The following is an 18239-nucleotide window of genomic DNA, read 5'->3' on the forward strand; positions in this document are numbered from 1 at the left end:
TACATCGTGACCACCCTTCAGCAACGCATCGAAACTGCCCTCGCCGGCGTGCGCAGCCCCCGCTCCACGGGCAGCGTGCTCGCCGACGACATGATTCGTGACATCGGGACGACCACCGACGGCAAGGTCCGCCTGACCGTCGTACTCGCGTCGAGCGACGATCCAACCGTCGTGCGTGATGTGCGGCACGCCGTGGAAGGCGTCGACGGCGTCACCGGCGTGAGGGTCGAGGTGAAGGACCCTGCCGAGGTGCCGGGCCCGGCGGCACGCAGCCGCGGACCGCTCCCGGTGATGGACAACCGGCCGCCTGCCGCCACACCCTCGGCGCCCACGCCGGTCCTGTACCCGAACCTGGGGCACGTGATCGCCGTATCGTCAGGCAAGGGTGGCGTGGGCAAGTCGACCGTGGCTGTGAACCTCGCGGTGGCGCTGGCCAGGCGCGGCTTTCGTGTCGGGCTCATGGACGCCGACGTCTATGGCCCGAACATCCCGCGCATGATGGGCGTGGACGGGGCGCCGCCGGTGCATAACGAGAAGATCGTGCCGCGCGAGGCCCACGGCGTGAAGCTCATCTCGCTGGGTTTTCTGATCGACCGCGATCAACCGGCCATCTGGCGCGGCCCGATCGTCATGAAGATCACCACGCAATTCCTGCGTGACGTGGCGTGGGGCGAGCTGGACTACTTCCTCGTCGACATGCCGCCGGGGACCGGCGATGCCCAGCTCTCGCTGGTGCAGGCCACCCATGTGTCCGGCGCGATCATCGTCACGACGCCGCAGCAGGTCGCGACGGGTGATGCACTGCGCGGCGCAAAGATGTTCGAGCGCGTAAACGTCCCCGTGCTCGGTATCGTCGAGAACATGAGCTGGTTCGAGTGCCCGCACTGTGGCAAGCCCACCGCGCTCTTTGGCTCGGGCGGAGGCAAAGCCCTCGCTGACGAACTCCATCTCGACCTGCTGGGCCAGGTGCCCATCGCGCCGCGCGTGATGGAGGGCGGTGACACCGGCCGACCGATCGTCGCCGCCGATCCCGCATCGCCGGCGGCCAGGGCGCTCGACGCCATCGCCGGACGGCTCCACGAGGTCCTCGGCGTCCCCCAGCGACGATAGCCCATGCGGCCCCTCATTACGCTGCTCACCGATTTCGGCACGGCCGACGGGTACGTGGCGGAGATGAAGGGGGTGCTGCTGTCTCTCTGCCCGGAGGGCAACCTCGTCGACCTCTCCCACGAGATCCCGCCCCACGACGTCGAGCTGGCACGGCTGGGCGTAGCTCGCTACTGGCGCCGCTTTCCGGCCGGCACGGTGCACGTGGTCGTGGTGGATCCCGGCGTCGGCACCGCGCGCGCCGCCCTCGCCGTGGCGTCGGAGGGTCGCTACCTCGTGGGCCCTGACAACGGGGTGCTTTCCCCTGCGCTGCTCGTCGGCGACCAGCAGGTGGTAGCGCTTCCGGTTGGCCCGTCCGCATCGCGCACCTTCCACGGTCGCGATGTCTTTGCCCCGGCGGCGGCTGCCCTCGCCACGGGCGCCAGCCTGACCTCGTTAGGCGCGCCGCATGCGTCGCCGGTCGTGCGCCGCACGCCAGAATCCGTGCGTCGTGACGATGGCGCGATCATCGGCGAGGTCATCGCAATCGACCGCTTTGGCAACGCGATCACCAACCTCGTCGGTGTGCGCCACGGAGTCGTCGCGGCCGCCGGACGCCCGGTGCCCGTTCGCGCGACCTATGGAGACGTTGCGCCGGGACCACCGGTGGCGCTCATGGGGTCGAGCGGGCTCCTCGAAGTCGCGCTCCGCGACGGGAACGCCGCCAGCATGCTCGGCCTCGCGCGGGGCGCGACGGTCGTGTGGTACCGCTAGCGGTCCGCCTTCAAGCCACGGACACCGCACGCGGTCGGGCGAAGCCCTTGTGATCCGCCCCTTGCCATACGGATCCGTGCCACCTCGCGAGACTGCCGTGGTCCACGCGCCGCAGGGCTCATCGCGGCGAGCTTTGCCGAAGCACCCGATGGAGGTGTTCGGGGATCTCGCCTGGCAGTCGGCCTAACTGCCGACCTTGGCCCTGGAGCGCCGCGCAGCCGCTACGCCCGCAACTGGTGTTGGTGTCTGCCACCCAGCGTCGCTCGCCGGAGCCGGCGCAACGGTGACCGCCGCGTCTCTGCGGGTTCCCCCGCGTGACAGCAAGGCGGCGCCAAAGCCAGCGGTCGCGGCCACGAACGTCACCACGAGCGCCAGGAGCCGCAAAACGGTTCCGGCAACCGGAATCTGGTTCAGTGCCGCGGCGAGCAGCCAGAGACCCATGTAGAGAGCCAGCCCGACCACGACGCCCCGCAGCGAGCTGCCGCGCGCGCTCAGTCGGTCGCTGGTGCGCCCACCGATGCCGTCGCCCGTGAGGCGGGCCACGGCCACAAAACCGAGCGTTGCAAGTCCGGCGACTGCCAGTACCAGCGCCACGACCGCGAACGGAATGAGCAGAGCCCCGATCACTGTGATCGCCAGCCCGACGCAAATCAGCAGGATCACCGGCAGCACGCCCAGCTCACCCACGACACCGGTCAGGAACGAGCGCCAGAACGACTGACCGAGCACGTCGACGACGCCATCGAGGTACGGGCTGGCAAACACCAGCACGCCCAGTCCGATGAGCATCATCACCGTGAACCAGCCGACCGCGAGGTTCAGCGGTGAGCGGTTCGGGTGAGGCTCGGCGTCATTGCCGCGCATGAGGGTTCGCAGCGACGCGCCAAACGTGCCGGTGAGGGGCTTCACCTTCCCGTCCACCGTGCCCTCGTTGAGGACGTCGCCAAAGGCCGCAATGGCGTCGCCCGTCACGCGGCCCCCCGCCTTCACCAGGACGTCCCCTGCGATTGCCAGGGCCGTTCCGCGCACAGTGCCACGCACCTCGAGGTTGCCGCCAGCCACCACCACCGGACCATCGACGGTCGCCCCGACAGGAATGATGCGCCCGCCAATGATCAGGCTGTCATTCCCGGCCAACCTGGCGAGGCTTTCGGGTTGCTGCGAGGTAGTGGGTTGGGCAGCGCCCGCGATGGGAAATGCCCACAGCGCAGCCGCGGTAGCGGCCGCCAGAAACGCCCGCGTCTTCATGCTAGGCCCTCCGGCGGCGTCCAGCGGTGGCCAGCGCCTTCACGCCGAGCGCTACCGCACCTACCGAAACCACAAGAACCCCCGCTGCACCTGCCAGCGCGGCCATCCCCCCCTGCTGCAGCGCGGTGGCCGTGGGCGCCCCAAAGAGGGCCAGGGTTGCCTCGACCGCGAGGGAAGCCACCCCTTCCCGCGTCCGCTCCGCAGCCAGGTTGGCGAGAAACAACACGGCGTCGGCGCGCTGTCCAATCCACACCGCCAGCAGCGTCATGGTGACAGCCATCACGCCCCCGAGGGCGCCGACCACGACCCGCCCACTGGACGACGTGGGGATCAGCCGGCGCACGGAGTCGCCCAGCGCGACGTGCCACGGCTCGAACACCTCGACGCGCGTCATCACGCGGTCGGCAAACCGGGGAGCTGGCGTCAGCAGGGGAAGTGCTTCGAGGCGCGTCACGACGACGGCGAGGCCGTCGTACCGGGCCTGACACTCCTGGCACTGATCCAGGTGCGCGCGGAGTGGGGCAACGCCGAAGCCCTCCTCGTCATCGAGGAGGAGGTCGATCTCTTCGGGAAGCAGGTGTCGGTGCATCACATGGCCTCTTTCGGGGTGTACGACCCAGCGGGCGACTTGGTTTCACTCACGAGTACTGTCCAGGGCCTCGCGCAGCTGGTGCCGCGCGCGGTGGATGTAGGTCTTGACGGTTCCCAGCGGGAGGTCGAGGGTCGCGGCGATTTCCTCGTACGAGCGCCCCTCGACGTGCCTCAGCATGATGCAGGCGCGGTACTCCGGCCGGAGGGACTCGATTGCGCGCTCGATGGCCGAGCCGATCTCCTTGGCCTCCAGCTCCTCGAGTGCGGTTTCCTGTTGCGCGGCGATTTCCAGCTGGGTGGCCTCGATCTCGGCGGCAGTCGCCGCGTGAGGCGAGCCATCCATCGAGATGGTGTCGATCTGCCGTTTGCGCAGGTGATCGATGGCGACGTTGTTCGCGATCTTGAACAGCCAGCTCGAGAGCTTGAATTCCGGGCGGTAGCGATCGATGTGGTTGAGGACCTTGATGAATGTGTCCTGTGCGAGGTCCTCGGAGATCTCGCGGTCGCGCACCATGCGGAAGATCAGCGAGAAGACGGGCCGCTCGTATCGACGGATCAGCTCCCGGTACGCCGTCTCGCGCCCCTCCTGCGCGAGCGAGACGAGGTCCGCATCCGGGAGGTTTTTCAGGTCGAGGATCGGGGCCATGCCGCTCGGTGGCGCCGGAGGGGTTACCGTCCCCACCTGCGAGGTTTGGGGAAGGTAAGGACCACCGGGAGACGGGTCTAGCGTCACGCTTGATCGCGCTGTCACCCCCAGCGACCTTTCGACGATGACCCTCACCGATACGCCGCGACCGCCGGTGATCGCGGATCGCGCTGCCGACGATGCGGTGGTGGTGCACGACGCCGCGAGCGGTGGCGCAGCCAAGCGTGCCTACGTGCAGCGCATTTTCTCGGAGATCGCGCCACGGTACGACCTGCTCAATCACCTGCTGAGCTTCAACATCGACCGGCGCTGGCGCGCGCGCGCGCTGGATGCGCTGGGATGGCGTCGGGTTCCCGATGGGCGATACCTCGATCTCTGCGCCGGAACACTGGACGTCTCCGCGCAGCTCGCGCGGCTGCCCGGCTTCAGGGGATCGGTGATCGGCGCCGACTTTGCCGAGCCCATGTTGCGCGCCGGGACGGCCAAGGCGTCCTCCGCCGTCGTGCGGCCCGTGGTCGCGGACGCGCTGGAGCTGCCGCTGGCCGACGCCTCGATCGATGGTGCGATCGTCGCGTTCGGAATCCGAAACGTCGCTGACCTCGACGCGTGCCTTCGTGAAGTGCATCGCGTCCTGCGACCCGGTGCGCGATTCGTCATCCTCGAGTTCTCCACGCCGCGTTCTCCGCTGGTGCGCGCGGGCTACCACGCCTATTTCCACCACATCCTGCCGACGATCGGCGGCCTCGTTTCCGGCCACCGCTCGGCATACAAGTACCTCCCCGAATCGGTGAAGCACTTCCCGGTACAGGAGGCGCTGGCCGAGCGCATGGCCCGCGCCGGATTCTCGCGTGTGACCTGGCACAACCTGACCCTCGGCGTGGCCGCCGTGCATGGCGGGGAGAAGGGAGGGTCGGCGCATGGGGCGTAGCACGCCGGGTTCCGGTCCGTCGCCCTTCGACGATCTGCAGTCATTCATTGCGGCGCTCGATGCGGCCGGTGAGCTGGTCCGCGTCCGCGAACCCGTACGCGCAAGGCTCGAGCTGTGCGAGATCGCCGACCGGGTGAGCAAGGCGCCAGGCGGTGGCGAAGCGCTGCTGTTCGAACACGTGCTGCTCGATGACGGCACGCGCTCGCCGTACCCGGTGGCCATCAACCTGTTCGGGTCCATGCGCCGCATGGCGATGTCGTTAGGCGTCGACGACCTCGACGCCGTCGGCGCGCGCATCACGCAGCTGCTGGACCTCAAGGTGCCCGATGGTATCGTGGCCAAGCTCGGCCTGCTGCCGCGGTTGCTCGAGGTGGCGAAGTTCCCGCCCCGTCGCCGCGGCGGGTCGCCTCCGTGCCAGGAGGTCGTGTGGACCGGCCGCCAGATCGACCTCCGCAAGCTGCCGGTGCTCACGTGCTGGCCGGACGACGGCGGCCCGTACATCACGCTCCCCATGGTGGTCTCGCGCGACCCGGTGCGCGGCATCCGCAACGTCGGCATGTACCGCGTGCAGGTGCTCGGTCCGGACTCCGTCGCGATGCACTGGCAGCGCCACAAGGTGGGCGCGGCGCACTGGCGTGCGATGGCCGAGCGCGGCGAGAAGATGCCGGTCTGCATCGTCGTCGGCGCCGACCCCGCCTCGATCTACTCGGCGTCGGCGCCGCTTCCGCCTAACGTGGACGAGTACATCTTCGCCGGCTTCCTGCGCAAGTCGCCGGTCGCGCTCACCCGGGCGCTCACCTCGGATCTCGACGTCCCCTTCGATGCGGAGTTCGTGATCGAGGGCGAGATCGATCCCGCCGAGGCGCTCGTCACCGAAGGGCCGTTCGGCGACCACACCGGCTTCTACTCGGAGGCCGATCTGTATCCCCGCGTGCAGGTCACCGCGGTGACCATGCGCTCGAATCCCGTCTACGCCACCACGATCGTCGGTCGGCCTCCGATGGAGGACTTCTACCTCGGGCACGCCACCGAGCGCATCTTCCTGCCGCTGCTCCGCCTGACGACGCCGGAAGTGGTCGACTACCACATGCCCGCCGAGGGGATCTTTCACAACCTCGTGTTCGTGTCGATCGACAAGCACTACCCGGGTCAGGCCTACAAGGTGATGAACGCGCTCTGGGGAGCCGGGCTCATGTCCCTCGCCAAGGTGCTCGTGATCGTCGACAAGGACGTGAACGTGCGCAATCCGCAGGAAGCCTGGTGGGTGGCACTCAACAACATGGATCCCGAACGCGACGTGCGCTTCACGATGGGGCCCGTGGACGTGCTCGACCACGGGAGCCGCGCGTTCACCTACGGATCGAAGATGGGCATCGATGCCACGCGGAAGTGGCCGGAAGAAGGGTTCACGCGCAACTGGCCAAAGGTGATCGAGATGGATGCGGCCACGAAGGCGCAGGTCGACGCGATGTGGCCGCGCCTCGGGATCCCGGCGCGATGACCCTCCCTCCGTCGGCGCATCCGCCGGCCCGCGCGCCCGAAGGTCAGACCTTTGGCGGCACCTCGCGCCTGGTGCGTTACGCCAACTTCGTGAAGCTGCCACACACGGTCTTCGCCTTGCCGTTTGCCTTCGTGGGCGCGACGCTGGCCAGCTACGAAGCCCCCGTGACACTCGCGATGGTCGGGTGGATCGCCCTCGCATTCACCACGGCACGCTTCACCGCGATGGGATTCAACCGCATCGTCGATCGCGACGTCGACGCGCGGAATCCGCGAACGCAGATGCGCGAAATCCCGAGCGGCGCGCTCGGCGTGCGCGAGGCCATGGCGGCGGTGTTCGCATCGGGCGTGCTGTTCGTGTACAGCGCGTGGCGACTCAACCCCCTGTGCGCGCGACTCTCGCCGATCGCGCTCGCCTGGATCTGCTTCTACAGCTATACCAAGCGCTTCACGCGATGGTCGCACCTCGTGCTCGGCGCCGGCCTCTCGATCGCGCCGGTCGGTGGCTACCTCGCCGTCACGGGGCAGTGGCCCGAGCCGTGGTGGATGCCGGTCGTGCTCGCGATTGCGGTGACCACGTGGGTCGGTGGGTTCGACGTGCTGTACGCCCTGCAGGACGCCGAGTTCGACCGCCAGAACGGGCTGCACTCGCTCCCCGCCAGACTCGGTGAAGCGCGTGCCATCGCCCTGACGCGCGGGCTGCACGCGTTGACCATCGTGGCTCTGGCGGTCGTGGGCTGGGTGACGGGGAGCGGCGTGCTGTACTTCGTTGGGGTGCTCATCGCTGCCTCGCTCCTCGTCTACGAACATCGCCTCGTGCGGCCCGGGGATCTGAGTCGGCTGGATGCTGCGTTCTTCACCATGAACGGCGTCATCAGCCTCGTGTTCTTTGCCTGCGTGCTCGCCGAGCGCCTCGTACGCGGGTTGGCCTGACATGACGGCTTCGCCCCCGATCGTTCTGGCAATCACGGGCGCCTCGGGGGCCCCGTACGCGGTTCGCGTCCTCGAGCAGCTTGTGCGGGCCGGGCGAGCGACCTGGCTCATCGTCAGCGGCCATGGCCTTCGCCTCCTGCAGACGGAGATGGACATCGCTTCGGTGGACGCCTTGCGCGCACACGTCGGGAGCGCGGCGTGGGATCGATGCGTCACGGTGTACGAAGACGGCGATCGCGGCGCCGCTCCCGCGTCGGGCTCCACACGCTGCGCGGGGATGGTCATCTGTCCGTGCTCCATGGGCACGATCTCCGCACTCGCCCACGGCAGCTCACGATCGCTTGTTGAGCGGGCCGGCGATGTGGTGCTCAAGGAGCGGCGGCGGCTCATCGTCGTGCCGCGCGAAACGCCCCTGAGCGAGATCCACCTGGAGAACATGCTGCGGCTCACCCGCGCGGGGGCGGTCGTCCTTCCGGCCGCCCCCGCGTTCTATCATCGCCCGGCGACCATCGATGACCTCGTGAACTTCGTCGCCGCACGCGTGCTCGATCACCTCGACGTCGAGCACTCACTCGTCAGGCGCTGGGGCGGAGAGCCGGACGCACTCAACGCGGGATGACCTCGCTGGTCGTCGGCGTCATCTCCGACACCCATGGCCTCGTGCGCGCCGCCGTGCACGAAGCGCTCGCCGGCTCCTACCTCATCCTGCATGCCGGCGACGTGTGCGGCGACGACGTGCTGACCGAGTTGTCGACCATCGCCCCGGTGGCCGCCGTGATGGGCAACTGCGATCCGCCGGGGCACCCACGGCTTCCCACACGCATCGATCGAGAGATCGGAGGCCACACGTTCCACGTGAGCCACGGACACGAACTCGGCGTTCCGAGGCCGGCCGGCCTTCTGGCCGCCTACGATGCCTCGGTGATCGTCTTCGGGCACACGCACCGGCCGTTGGTGCATCGCAGCGGGGGGCGACTCGTGCTCAATCCGGGCGCGGCCGGGCCGCGCCGGTTCGACATCCTGCCCAGCGTCGCGCGCCTCACGATAACGTCCGAGGGAATCGACGTCGCCATCGTGGAGCTACCGATCGACAGCGAGCCCTGATTCCCAGGACGGCGCTCGCAACGATGACGCCGATGGAAACCGACGTCCCTCTCCCTGGATCGGCTCGGCCTGTGATACCTGGTCCTGGCGGGGCGGTGCGAACGGCGTGTGGCACCTCACGGCGAGTGAAGCCCTCGACGTCCGGAAGCCCAGGTGACGCTGCCGTTGGATGGCGGACCCCTTGAGTCCCCCGGGACGGGCCATTGCAACGCTGACCCCCGATGGAATCGACGTCCCTTCGTGAAGCGCCCGGTCGGCCGTGAGTCCCAATTCCCGGGGCCGCCCATCGCACGGATGGCCGCCGGTGACCGGCGGCGAGCCTGCGCCACCGGTCAGTCGGCGCGCTCGAGCAGTGTTGCCGGTGGAATCGTGGCGTCGAGTTCCTCGGGCTTCGTCGCGAACCAGCTCGTCACCAGCAGCAGTTCATCGACGTCGTGCGAGGGCACGGCGCCAGGGACGTCGTGGGTTGCCGCAAAGACCTGTCGCACCCGGGCGCGTGCGGCCTCCCACTCGTCAGGCGACTGCGGGGCCGCGAAGTCGTCGCGGATGACCCCGCGACGAACGAGGTAGAACCGATCTTCGCCCGCGTGTCCGGGCACGAGGTACACGAACGACAGCGACTCGACGGCGAACCGGAGGCGCGAGAATCGCTCGCGCAGCGACTCGACCAGTTGCCACCGGTTGCGCAGGATGCCGGCGCGCTCGTACTCCAGGCGGTCGCTCGCGGCGCGCATGGCCGACTCCAGCTGGACCAGCGGCACATCGGACGTGCCGTCGAGGAAGGCCCGGGCTACGTGCACCTGTGCGCCGTAGGCGCTCGCCGTCGGCGCCCCGACGCAGGGACCGAGGCACGTACCGATCTCGAAGCGCAGGCATCCGGGCGTGCGGGGCGGTGCGGGCAGCAACTCCATCTGATCGGAGAAGCGCATCTTGCCGTCGAGGGTGCAGTCGCGAAGGCCCAGGGCCGCGGAGAGTTCGCGCAACGCGTCCTGCAGGTTCGCCGTGCCCACGAACGGACCGTAATACGTCCCCCCACGATCCGCGGCGCCGCTGCCGCGCGTTACCGTCAGCCGCGGAGCGCGACCGCTCGTGAGGCGCACGAAGCCGTAGTTCCGGTCGTCCCGCTTCTGCGCGACGTTGAGTCTCGGACGGAGCATCTTGATGAGCCGAAGCTCTTCGAGCAGCGACGCAAACTCCGATGGCACGTAGGTCCACTCGATGCGGTGCGCTTCCCGGACGATGCGCGCGGACTTGTCCCGCGGGAATTCGCCCCTGAAGTAGGACAGCAGCCGCGTGCGAAGCTTGCGGCTCTTGCCCACATAGGCCACCTCACCGGTCTCGGTGATCATGCGGTACACGCCGGGGCGCTCCTCCGCGCCGGCCCGCACGTGCGCCCTGAGCGCCGCGAGTCGCTCGGCGTCCGGGTCGGCCTTCAGCGCTGGCATCGGTGACAGAACACCGTCGATCGCCCGTCGATGGCGTGCGTTTCCGTAAGGCGCGCGCCGCACTGGATGCAGGGGAGTCCGCCGCGCCCATACGCCTGGAGGCTCGCCGCGAACGATCCTCGCTGGTTGCGCGCGTCCCGGTAGTCGCGAAACGTGGTGCCCCGCGCTGCGATCCCGGCTTCGAGCACCGCGCGCAGCTCGAAGTGCAAACGCTCGGCATCGGGTGCGCGGATCGCGGCTCCGATGCGTGATGGGTCGATGCCGGCCCGGTGCAGGGCCTCGTTCGCGTAGATGTTGCCCACACCGGCGATCCGTCGCTGGTCCATCAACACCTTCTTCACTGCGCTTCGGGATGCCCGAAGAATCCCCGATAGGGCCGCGACTGTAAAGGAGGGCGACAGGGGCTCCACACCCAGGGCCTGATCAAACGCTGCAAGTCCATCGGCATCGACCAGGGCGACCGTGCCGAGTCGGCGGACGTCGCGGTAGATGAGGGTGGCGCCGTCCGCAAAGCGCCACGAGATGGTGACGTACGCGTCCGGCGGCGACTCGAACTGCAGCGAACCCGTGAACCGAGGCGTCACGAGCACGTGGGCCGGCCCGCTAAGACTAAGGACCACCGTCTTGGATCGGCGCCAGACTCGCAGCACCTGGGCGCCACTCTGGCGCCTCTCAAAACAGGTAGGCGTTGCACCGCGAAGCACGTCTGGCCGGAGGACCGCAACCTTCTGGACGGTACGCCCGACGAGGAGATCGGCGAGGTCGCGCGCGATCGTTTCGGTCTCAGGTAGCTCGGGCACGGCGTGCCTGCTCCCGCCAACCGATGTCACGCCTGAACTGGCCCCCAGCGATTCGAACGGCCGCGGCGGCGTTGCGGCTCGCGGCGGCCGCCTGAGAAAATGACTCCGCGATGGCAGTGGCGGCCAACACGCGCCCGCCTGATGCGACGAGGCGACCGTCTTCACCTCGAGCAGTCCCGGCGTGGAAGTACAGCACACCGTCGGGAGCATGAGGGAGCACGACCTCGCCACCAGTCAGAGCGGCCTCCGGGTATCCCGGCGCCGCAACGACGGTACAAACCGCAGCCCGCCGCGAGACTGAGGCATCGCGCGATGCCCCGAGGTGACCGCTGGCGGCACCAGACAACAACGGGAGCAGTTCCTCGTCCATGACCGGGAGCACAACCTGCGTCTCTGGGTCGCCGAATCGACAATTGTACTCCACGACCTTGGGGCCGTCAGCCGTAAGCATCATCCCACAGTAGAGCAGCCCACGAAATGGTGCTCCCCGCGCCGCCATCGCCTTCAGAGTGGGCCCAATAACCTCCTCCGAGATCCGGCCCAGGGTCGATGCTGTCGCGACAGAGACCGGGGAGTATGCTCCCATGCCGCCAGTGTTCGGTCCGAGATCACCGTCGAGGAGGCGTTTGTGATCCTGCGCTGCCGGGAGGAGCACGAACTGGGCTCCGTCGGACACCGCAAACACCGAAATCTCCTCGCCCTCCATGAACTCCTCGACCAGGACCTCCGCACCCGCTGGCCCATAGATGCTTCGGAGCATGATGTCGTCGATAGCCTGGTCGGCCGCCTCGACAGTTTCACAGACAACGACCCCCTTTCCCGCCGCGAGCCCCGAGGCCTTGATCACCACTGGTGCTCCCGTAAGTCTAACAGCCAGCTTCGCTTGAGACGCATCAGAGTGCCACGATGCTCCGGCAGTTGGGATACCGTGCTCCAACATGAGCTGCTTCGAGTACCGCTTGGATGACTCGAGCTGAGCTGCAGCCCTCGTCGGCCCGAACACCGCGAATCCGGCGGCACTCAGGGCGTCGGAGACTCCCGCTGCGAGCGGCGCTTCAGGCCCAACGAACACGAGGTCCGGCTGGACCTCACGAGCCAGAGACACGACGGCCACCGGCTCGGATGGGTTGATCCGAACGCAGCGGCCGAGGGCTTCGATCCCTGGATTCCCCGGTGCGGCGGTGATTCGAACTGAGGGGTCGTCTGTCGTGAGCTTCCAGGCCACCGCGTGTTCGCGACCACCGCCACCGAGGATCAGTACGTTCACGTCCCTGAGGGTCCCTTGAAGGCGCTGTTGAAGGCGTCGCGCGCTCGATCGAAGACGTCGGTCAGCGAATCCATGGCATCGCGCGCCTGTTGGCCGTAGTACCCAACGGCATCAACGTAATCCTCCGAAAGCGGCGGTGTCGATGCGTCAGAGCGGCGACGATAGTCACCCTGTACCACGATGCGGTCGTAGTCGCCCGACCGGACCCACCGCTGCAACTCCGCGGCGCGGACGGTTCCGAACGGGTGCGTACGGAACGCCGTGTTGATCACCTGCCAGACCTTGTCGGCGAAGTCCCCGCCGGTCTCGTAGGCCTCCGCTTGTTCGAGGAAGGCATCGATCGAGATCTCGTCGTCACCGGCTCCGCCGCCGGCCATTTTGAGGAACGTGCTTGCCGAGACCCTGGGATCCTGCGTGACCAGCAGCCCGGCGCGATCCGCGGAGAGCTCGGCCTTGCGGTACCACTCCATGAGCGCGAGCTGGAAGGGCAGCAGCGCCATGCCGGCGAGGAAGGGCAGGTTCTGGATGCCCACCGTCAGGATGATGATCGCGATCGTGGTATAGGTCGTGTGGCCACTCATGATGTGGCCAAGCTCGTGTCCCAGGATGTCGCGGCGCTCGTCTTCGTTCAGCAGGGCGATGGTGCCGGAGTTGAGAACGATGAACGGTTTGTCGAAGCCGACCGCGGCAGCGTTGACGAGCGGCGTCTGCGAGACATAGAGCTCCGGAACCTCGCGCCAGTCGAGGGTGGCGAGCACCTCCTGGTACTGCGCCCAGAGCTTTGGCCTCTGCGTGGGTCCGACGCGGACGGCGTTGGCGAGGAACATCTGCCGGACGCCACGTTCACCAAAGAAGCCCGCGACCTTTCGCACGACCTGATCGAAGCCGGGAATCGATCTCAGCGTATTGAGCGCCGCGCGATCGGCGGGGTGCTCCCACGCGGTCGAGGAGATGTCGGTGAGGATGACGCGGTCGGCCATGAGAGGTTGGGAGGCGGTTGGAACGTCCTACGTCACGCTCCCCGGTGAGGTGTCACCGGTGGAGGCGTTCATGCCAATGCGTGTTCAACGTCAGCCAGCAAGTCACCCACGTCCTCCACGCCAACCGAGAACCGGACCAGGCCATCGGTGATCCCGAGTTTCGCCCGGCGGTCCGCGGGCACCGAAGCATGGGTCATGGAGGCGGGGTGGTTCACCAGGCTTTCCACCCCGCCAAGGGACTCGGCGATCGCGAACACCTTGAATCGTTCCATGACACGCTCGGCCGCCTCGCGGGAGCCCAGCTCGAAGGAGAGCATGCCACCGAATCCGGACATCTGTGAGCAGGCGAGGGCGAACTGCGGATGGGACGCCAGGCCGGGGTAGAACACCCGCTCGTGCCCGAGTCGGGCCGCGAGGACCTCGGCGATGAGGCGCCCGTTGGCGTCATGGGCGGCCATGCGGAGGTGCAGCGTCTTGGTGCCGCGCAGCACCAGCCAGGCGTCGAACGGGCCGGGCACGGCGCCCGCGGCGTTGAGGATGAACTGCAGCCGCGTGGCGAGGTCGTCGTCGCGGACGATGGCGGCGCCGCCGACCATGTCGCTGTGGCCGTTCAGGTACTTCGTCGTGGAGTGGTACACGATGTGCGCGCCAAGTTCGAGCGGGCGCTGGTAGACCGGCGTGGCGAACGTATTGTCGACGATGAGGAGGGCATCGTGGCGGCGCGCGATCCCGGCGGCGGCCGAGAGGTCCGTCAGATGCATCAGCGGGTTAGTCGGCGTCTCGAGAATGATGCCCCTGACGTCGGGGCCCATCGCGTCCTCGAGTCGCTGCGGGTCGCGGGTGTCGACATAGGTGAACCGCAGCCCGTAGTTCACGAGGATCCGATCGAACAGGCGCGGCGTGCCGCCGTAGAGGTTGTCACCGCAGACGATGCGGTCACCCGACCTGAACAGCTTCATGATCGCGTCGAGGCAGCCCATGCCGCTGCCGAACGCGAATCCGTGGACGCCGCCTTCGAGGGCGGCGAGGTTCCGTTCCAGCGCCTCACGTGTGGGGTTCTTGCCGCGGGCATACTCGTAGCCCTTGTTTCGCCCGAGTCCGTCCTGTGCGTATGTTGACGTCTGGTAGATCGGCACCATGATCGCACCGGACGTCGGGTCGGGCCGCTGGCCCGCGTGGATCGCTCGCGTTCCGAGCGCGTACTGGAGATCCGAGTCAAAGATTCGCGACATGCGCCGTGAGTGGGATGTGGCCGTGAAGATAACTCCGGCCGCGTCCGGGAAGTCGGCGCACGGGAGGCACGCAGAGCACCAATGACGGGGCTGTCCGCTGGGGAACCCTTCGCGGCAGGAGAGCGCGGAGGGACTCGCTGTTTGGTCGTCGACGACGAGCCCCACCTGCGTCGCGTGCTCATGCGCGTGATGCAGGCTGACGGGTTTGCGTGCGAGGAAGCCGGGTCGGGGATGCAGGCGCTCGCCGCCCTCGAACGTGAGCCAGCCACGCTCGTGCTCACCGATCTCGACATGCCGGAACTCGACGGCATCGGGCTGCTGAGGGCCGTGCGCGCCCGACACCCCGACACCGCGGTCATGATGATCACCGCCGTCGCCGATGTCGGGACCGCGGTGAGCTGCCTGAGCGCGGGCGCGATGGACTACCTCACCAAGCCCTTCCACATCGAGGAAGTGCGCGCGCGTGTGCGCCAGGCGCTGGAGAAGCGTCGACTCATCCTCGAGAACCGTGGCTATCAGGAACGGCTGGAGGAACGCGTCGCCGCACAGGCGCGCCGGCTCGAAGAACTCTTCCTGGCGAGCATCCAGAGCCTGGCCGATGCGCTTGAAGTGAAGGATCCGTACACCCACGGGCACTCGGTGCGCGTGTCGCGGTACTCGGCGGTCATTGCGCGTGCGCTGGACATGGACGCCGAAGTGGTCCGCCAGATCGAACTCGGTGGCCGGGTCCACGACCTCGGCAAGATCGGCGTGCGCGAGTCGGTGCTCAACAAGGCCGGGCCCCTCACCGACGAGGAGTACGAGCACATCATGACGCACCCGACGGTCGGCTGGCGTCTGCTCTCGCCACTCCTCGGCGACACGCCACGCGCGCTCAACATCGTGCGATCGCACCACGAACGGTGGGACGGTCGCGGGATTCCCGACGGACTCGCGGGCGACGCCATTCCGATCGAGGCCCGCATCGCCGCGGTGGCCGACACGTTCGACGCAATGGCCAGCGCGCGCCCGTATCGTCCAGGGGTGGCGCTGGCGGCGACGATCGCCGAGTTGCAGCGCTGTGCCGGGGCGCAGTTCGATCCGCAGGTCGTGCAGGCCTTCCTTCGCGCGATCGATGCCGGCGCGATCGACACGTCGGCGCTCGCCGAGGAGCGCGCCCCTTCGGGACTCACGCCCCGGGGCGTGCGTTAGGCACCGGACGGCAGCGCGACGATCGCCGCCGGTTCGAGCCCGGACCACGCCGCCCAGGCACGACGCGTCGCCTCGTTCGCGGGCGTCGACAGGATCGTCCGTCGCAGCGCGCCGGCCGCGTGTGCAGCTGAATGCTCGTGGTGAGCCGACATCGCGGCAAGCGAGGCGCCGGGCGCGACGAGCACGGTGACGTTGCCCCGTGAGATCTCATCTAGCGCGCGCCCGATGTCCGTTGACGCGAGCGAGGTCACCCGGCAGCCCGCGGCGAGTGCGCTGACTTCGCCATCGAGGAACGCATGAAGGTCACCCGAGGCGCGCATGACCAGGACGCGGTCGATGGCGCGAAGGCCGTGCGTCTTCACGATAGCGCGCACGCGCCCGAAGGCGCGCCGGTGCGACCACGACACCGGATCCGCGGCCTCGTCAAAGGCCAACAACAGCTCTTCCGTGGATCCCTCGGCGTCAGGGTCGCCTTCGATGGAGATGCCCTCGTGCATCGAGAGGTCAAACTGTTCGCGCGATGCCGCGGTGACGAACGTTGCAGACGCGGGAGCGTCATCGAGCAGCACGCGAGGCAGGTCGTCCGGGAGGAGGTTCGCAAACGACCGCGTGCTGAATACTGCTCCGACGCGCGCCGTGTTCAGCTCGCGCGCGACCTGCGCCGGCCCCGTCGCAGGGTCCAGAAAGAGCGCGCCGCGCCCGTCCGAGGCCGCCAACGCCACCAGCACGCTCGGTCCAACCGGCAGCAGCATCGCCGAGCGGCGCCTGGCGAGCGCGCGCGCGACGGGCGCGTGCGCGCGGAGGACCCCGACGCCGGCAGCCACGAGTTGGCGCGCCGGCCAGCCGTCAAGCACGCCGTCGCGCGCTGCGAGGCCGAACGGGAGGAGGGAGAGGGGGTCAAGCATCGGATGTCGATTGGAAAACCAAGCGGCGGCTCGTGCGTCCTTTGCTCAAGTCACGCGCGATGCCGGATCCGCGATGTGCCCAAGGTAGCGACGCGGGGCGTCAGACCCGACACCCGTTGGTGCTCGCGGTGAAGGTCGGACGGGTAGTTGTGACCAGCATCACCATCGCTAAGTCGCTTGTTGGCAACGAGTTCCTGCTTACATTGCACGACTCACACACTTGGTCGGAGACGTTGATGGCGTTCGAAGGACTGATGGTCAGCGTATCCGGCGTCCGAGGTCGGGTGGGGGAGGCCCTCACGCCGGAAGTCGCCTGTCAGTTCGCGGCCGCCTTCGGGGCATTTTCCCTGGCCCGATCGGGCTCCAGGTCCATCGTGGTTGGGCGGGACAGCCGCGTCTCCGGCCCGATGTTCCACCGGGCGGTGGTGGCGGCCCTGCAGTCGGTCGGGGCGCAGATCATCGACATCGGCATGGCGCCGACGCCCACGGTGCAGCTCGAGGTCGAGCACCACCATGCGGCGGGAGGGCTGGCCATCACGGCGAGCCACAACCCGGTCGAGTGGAACGCGCTCAAGTTCATCGGGCCCGCGGGACTGTTTCTCGATGGATCCGAAGGCGCCGAGATGCGCGGCCTGCTGGAGAGCGGCGTGCCCCGCGCGCAGTGGCAGGCGCTGGGTGAGGTGACGTCCGAGGATGGCGCCATCGATCGCCACATCGCGAAGGTGCTGGCGCTCCCTTTCATCGACGTCGCGAAGATTCGCGCGCGACGGTTCGTGGTGGCGCTGGACACCTGCCACGGTGCGGGAATCGTGATCATGCCGCGCCTGCTCGAGGCACTGGGTTGCGACGTTCGGTCGATCAACCTCGAGCCCCACGGACGCTTTCATCGCCCGCCGGAACCGGTGGCCGAGAATCTGGGGGAACTCGAGAGTCTCGTTCGGTCCACGGGCGCTGCGTTGGGCTTCGCCACCGATCCGGACGTGGACCGGCTCGCCGTCGTGTCCGACCGAGCGTCGGCGATCGGTGAAGACTGGACGCTGGCGCTGGCTGCCGAGCTGGTGCTGTCGAAGCGGCGAGGGACGGTGGTCACTAACCTGTCCACGTCCCGGATCCTGGACGATGTCGCGGCGCGGTACGGCAGTCATGTGGTTCGCGCGCCCGTCGGAGAAGTGAACGTCGCGACGCGGATGCGTGCCGAGGGCGCGGTGGTGGGCGGCGAGGGGAACGGTGGGGTGATCCTGCCCGACCTGCACCTGGGGAGGGATGCGCCGCTCGCCGCGGCCCTCATCCTTGGGCTGCTCGCAGAAACAGGCGGCACGTTGTCTGCAGTGGTGTCATCGTACCCCCGCTATGAGATCGTGAAGGACAAGCTGGACCGGCCGAAGGCGAGCCTGGACAGCGTCTATCAGGCCCTCAGGGGGGAGTTCGGGGACGCCGAGGTGGACACGCAGGATGGGTTGCGGCTCTCGTGGCCCGATCGTTGGGTGCATGTACGCCCGTCGGGAACGGAGCCGATTGTACGGGTGATCGCCGAAGGACCAACAGAAACGGATGCGAGGGATCTGGTGCGCCGCTGTCGGCAGCCGCTGGATGCCCTCGCGCGGTAATT

At 68.2% G+C, this 18239-nt stretch carries 18 protein-coding genes; 9 read left to right on the forward strand and 9 right to left on the reverse strand.

Features of this window, described 5'->3' with window-relative positions:
* Positions 1-6: 6 nt before the first annotated feature.
* A complete protein-coding gene (locus IT361_09140) occupies positions 7-1110 on the forward strand; it encodes an Mrp/NBP35 family ATP-binding protein (GenBank protein MCC6317842.1) in 1104 nt (367 codons plus the stop codon).
* A 3-nt stretch (positions 1111-1113) separates the two neighbouring features.
* Positions 1114-1860 carry an SAM-dependent chlorinase/fluorinase gene (locus tag IT361_09145; protein ID MCC6317843.1) on the forward strand — a complete coding sequence of 249 codons (747 nt, stop codon included), beginning with the start codon at positions 1114-1116 and terminating at the stop codon, positions 1858-1860.
* Between the two features lie 183 nt (positions 1861-2043).
* Here IT361_09145 and IT361_09150 read toward each other — a convergent pair whose 3' ends face one another.
* From IT361_09150 to IT361_09160, 3 genes are read right to left on the reverse strand one after another with little or no spacing between them, the layout of a single operon-like run.
* Positions 2044-3108: a hypothetical protein gene (locus tag IT361_09150; GenBank protein ID MCC6317844.1), complete on the reverse strand. Its 1065-nt coding sequence runs from the start codon at positions 3106-3108 to the stop codon at positions 2044-2046.
* A 1-nt stretch (position 3109) separates the two neighbouring features.
* The gene (locus tag IT361_09155) at positions 3110-3700 is read right to left on the reverse strand and encodes a hypothetical protein (GenBank protein MCC6317845.1); all 591 of its coding nucleotides are present in this window, start codon (positions 3698-3700) and stop codon (positions 3110-3112) included.
* 42 nt (positions 3701-3742) lie between these two features.
* Positions 3743-4345, reverse strand: coding sequence for a sigma-70 family RNA polymerase sigma factor (locus IT361_09160; GenBank protein ID MCC6317846.1), 603 nt, complete (start codon positions 4343-4345; stop codon positions 3743-3745).
* Positions 4346-4469: 124 nt separating this feature from the next.
* Here IT361_09160 and IT361_09165 point away from each other — a divergent pair, with 124 nt between their 5' ends.
* From IT361_09165 to IT361_09185, 5 genes are read left to right on the forward strand one after another with little or no spacing between them, the layout of a single operon-like run.
* A complete protein-coding gene (locus IT361_09165; protein ID MCC6317847.1) occupies positions 4470-5273 on the forward strand; it encodes a class I SAM-dependent methyltransferase in 804 nt (267 codons plus the stop codon).
* Positions 5263-6774, forward strand: a complete 1512-nt coding sequence (locus IT361_09170; GenBank protein MCC6317848.1) for a menaquinone biosynthesis decarboxylase — start codon at positions 5263-5265, stop codon at positions 6772-6774. Before IT361_09165 ends, IT361_09170 begins: the two co-directional genes overlap by 11 nt.
* Positions 6771-7706, forward strand: coding sequence for a UbiA family prenyltransferase (locus tag IT361_09175; protein MCC6317849.1), 936 nt, complete (start codon positions 6771-6773; stop codon positions 7704-7706). The genes IT361_09170 and IT361_09175 overlap by 4 nt, the downstream gene beginning before the upstream one ends.
* A gap of 1 nt (position 7707) precedes the next feature.
* Positions 7708-8325 carry a UbiX family flavin prenyltransferase gene (locus IT361_09180; protein ID MCC6317850.1) on the forward strand — a complete coding sequence of 206 codons (618 nt, stop codon included), beginning with the start codon at positions 7708-7710 and terminating at the stop codon, positions 8323-8325.
* A 5-nt stretch (positions 8326-8330) separates the two neighbouring features.
* Positions 8331-8810, forward strand: a complete 480-nt coding sequence (locus IT361_09185) for a metallophosphoesterase family protein (GenBank protein MCC6317851.1) — start codon at positions 8331-8333, stop codon at positions 8808-8810.
* Between the two features lie 332 nt (positions 8811-9142).
* On the opposite strand, the gene IT361_09190 is transcribed toward IT361_09185, so the two are convergent.
* The 5 genes from IT361_09190 to IT361_09210 all read right to left on the reverse strand — a co-directional run bounded on the left by IT361_09190 (position 9143) and on the right by IT361_09210 (position 14534).
* A complete protein-coding gene (locus tag IT361_09190) occupies positions 9143-10255 on the reverse strand; it encodes a GIY-YIG nuclease family protein (protein MCC6317852.1) in 1113 nt (370 codons plus the stop codon).
* Positions 10243-11055 (reverse strand): bifunctional DNA-formamidopyrimidine glycosylase/DNA-(apurinic or apyrimidinic site) lyase, encoded by an 813-nt coding sequence (gene mutM, locus IT361_09195; protein ID MCC6317853.1) that lies wholly within the window; start codon positions 11053-11055, stop codon positions 10243-10245. Before mutM ends, IT361_09190 begins: the two co-directional genes overlap by 13 nt.
* Positions 11039-12322 carry a phosphoribosylamine--glycine ligase gene (gene purD, locus IT361_09200; protein MCC6317854.1) on the reverse strand — a complete coding sequence of 428 codons (1284 nt, stop codon included), beginning with the start codon at positions 12320-12322 and terminating at the stop codon, positions 11039-11041. Before purD ends, mutM begins: the two co-directional genes overlap by 17 nt.
* Complete coding sequence (locus IT361_09205; protein ID MCC6317855.1) at positions 12319-13302, reverse strand: M48 family metallopeptidase; 984 nt, start codon at positions 13300-13302, stop codon at positions 12319-12321. The genes purD and IT361_09205 overlap by 4 nt, the downstream gene beginning before the upstream one ends.
* A 68-nt stretch (positions 13303-13370) precedes the next feature.
* Complete coding sequence (locus IT361_09210; protein MCC6317856.1) at positions 13371-14534, reverse strand: PLP-dependent transferase; 1164 nt, start codon at positions 14532-14534, stop codon at positions 13371-13373.
* A gap of 141 nt (positions 14535-14675) precedes the next feature.
* On the opposite strand from IT361_09210, the gene IT361_09215 reads away from it, so the two are divergent.
* A complete protein-coding gene (locus IT361_09215; GenBank protein MCC6317857.1) occupies positions 14676-15725 on the forward strand; it encodes a response regulator in 1050 nt (349 codons plus the stop codon).
* Here the strand turns inward: IT361_09215 and IT361_09220 are convergent.
* Positions 15722-16630 (reverse strand): hypothetical protein, encoded by a 909-nt coding sequence (locus IT361_09220; protein MCC6317858.1) that lies wholly within the window; start codon positions 16628-16630, stop codon positions 15722-15724. The two genes, IT361_09215 and IT361_09220, sit on opposite strands and share 4 nt — an antisense overlap.
* 236 nt (positions 16631-16866) lie before the next feature.
* Between IT361_09220 and glmM the strand changes: the two genes are divergently transcribed.
* Complete coding sequence (glmM, locus tag IT361_09225; protein MCC6317859.1) at positions 16867-18237, forward strand: phosphoglucosamine mutase; 1371 nt, start codon at positions 16867-16869, stop codon at positions 18235-18237.
* The last annotated feature ends 2 nt before the right edge of the window (positions 18238-18239 follow it).

The organism is Gemmatimonadaceae bacterium (assembly GCA_020846935.1).
Taxonomy (GTDB): domain Bacteria; phylum Gemmatimonadota; class Gemmatimonadetes; order Gemmatimonadales; family Gemmatimonadaceae; genus RBC101.

Coding starts and splice junctions, on each gene's coding strand:
- IT361_09145 (MCC6317843.1), top strand. CDS start 1,114: ATGCGGCCCCTCATTACGCTGCTCACCGATTTCGGCACGGCCGACGGG.
- IT361_09150 (MCC6317844.1), bottom strand. CDS start 3,108: ATGAAGACGCGGGCGTTTCTGGCGGCCGCTACCGCGGCTGCGCTGTGG.
- IT361_09160 (MCC6317846.1), bottom strand. CDS start 4,345: ATGGCCCCGATCCTCGACCTGAAAAACCTCCCGGATGCGGACCTCGTC.
- IT361_09165 (MCC6317847.1), top strand. CDS start 4,470: ATGACCCTCACCGATACGCCGCGACCGCCGGTGATCGCGGATCGCGCT.
- IT361_09170 (MCC6317848.1), top strand. CDS start 5,263: ATGGGGCGTAGCACGCCGGGTTCCGGTCCGTCGCCCTTCGACGATCTG.
- IT361_09175 (MCC6317849.1), top strand. CDS start 6,771: ATGACCCTCCCTCCGTCGGCGCATCCGCCGGCCCGCGCGCCCGAAGGT.
- IT361_09180 (MCC6317850.1), top strand. CDS start 7,708: ATGACGGCTTCGCCCCCGATCGTTCTGGCAATCACGGGCGCCTCGGGG.
- IT361_09190 (MCC6317852.1), bottom strand. CDS start 10,255: ATGCCAGCGCTGAAGGCCGACCCGGACGCCGAGCGACTCGCGGCGCTC.
- IT361_09205 (MCC6317855.1), bottom strand. CDS start 13,302: ATGGCCGACCGCGTCATCCTCACCGACATCTCCTCGACCGCGTGGGAG.
- IT361_09210 (MCC6317856.1), bottom strand. CDS start 14,534: ATGTCGCGAATCTTTGACTCGGATCTCCAGTACGCGCTCGGAACGCGA.
- IT361_09220 (MCC6317858.1), bottom strand. CDS start 16,630: ATGCTTGACCCCCTCTCCCTCCTCCCGTTCGGCCTCGCAGCGCGCGAC.
- glmM (MCC6317859.1), top strand. CDS start 16,867: ATGGCGTTCGAAGGACTGATGGTCAGCGTATCCGGCGTCCGAGGTCGG.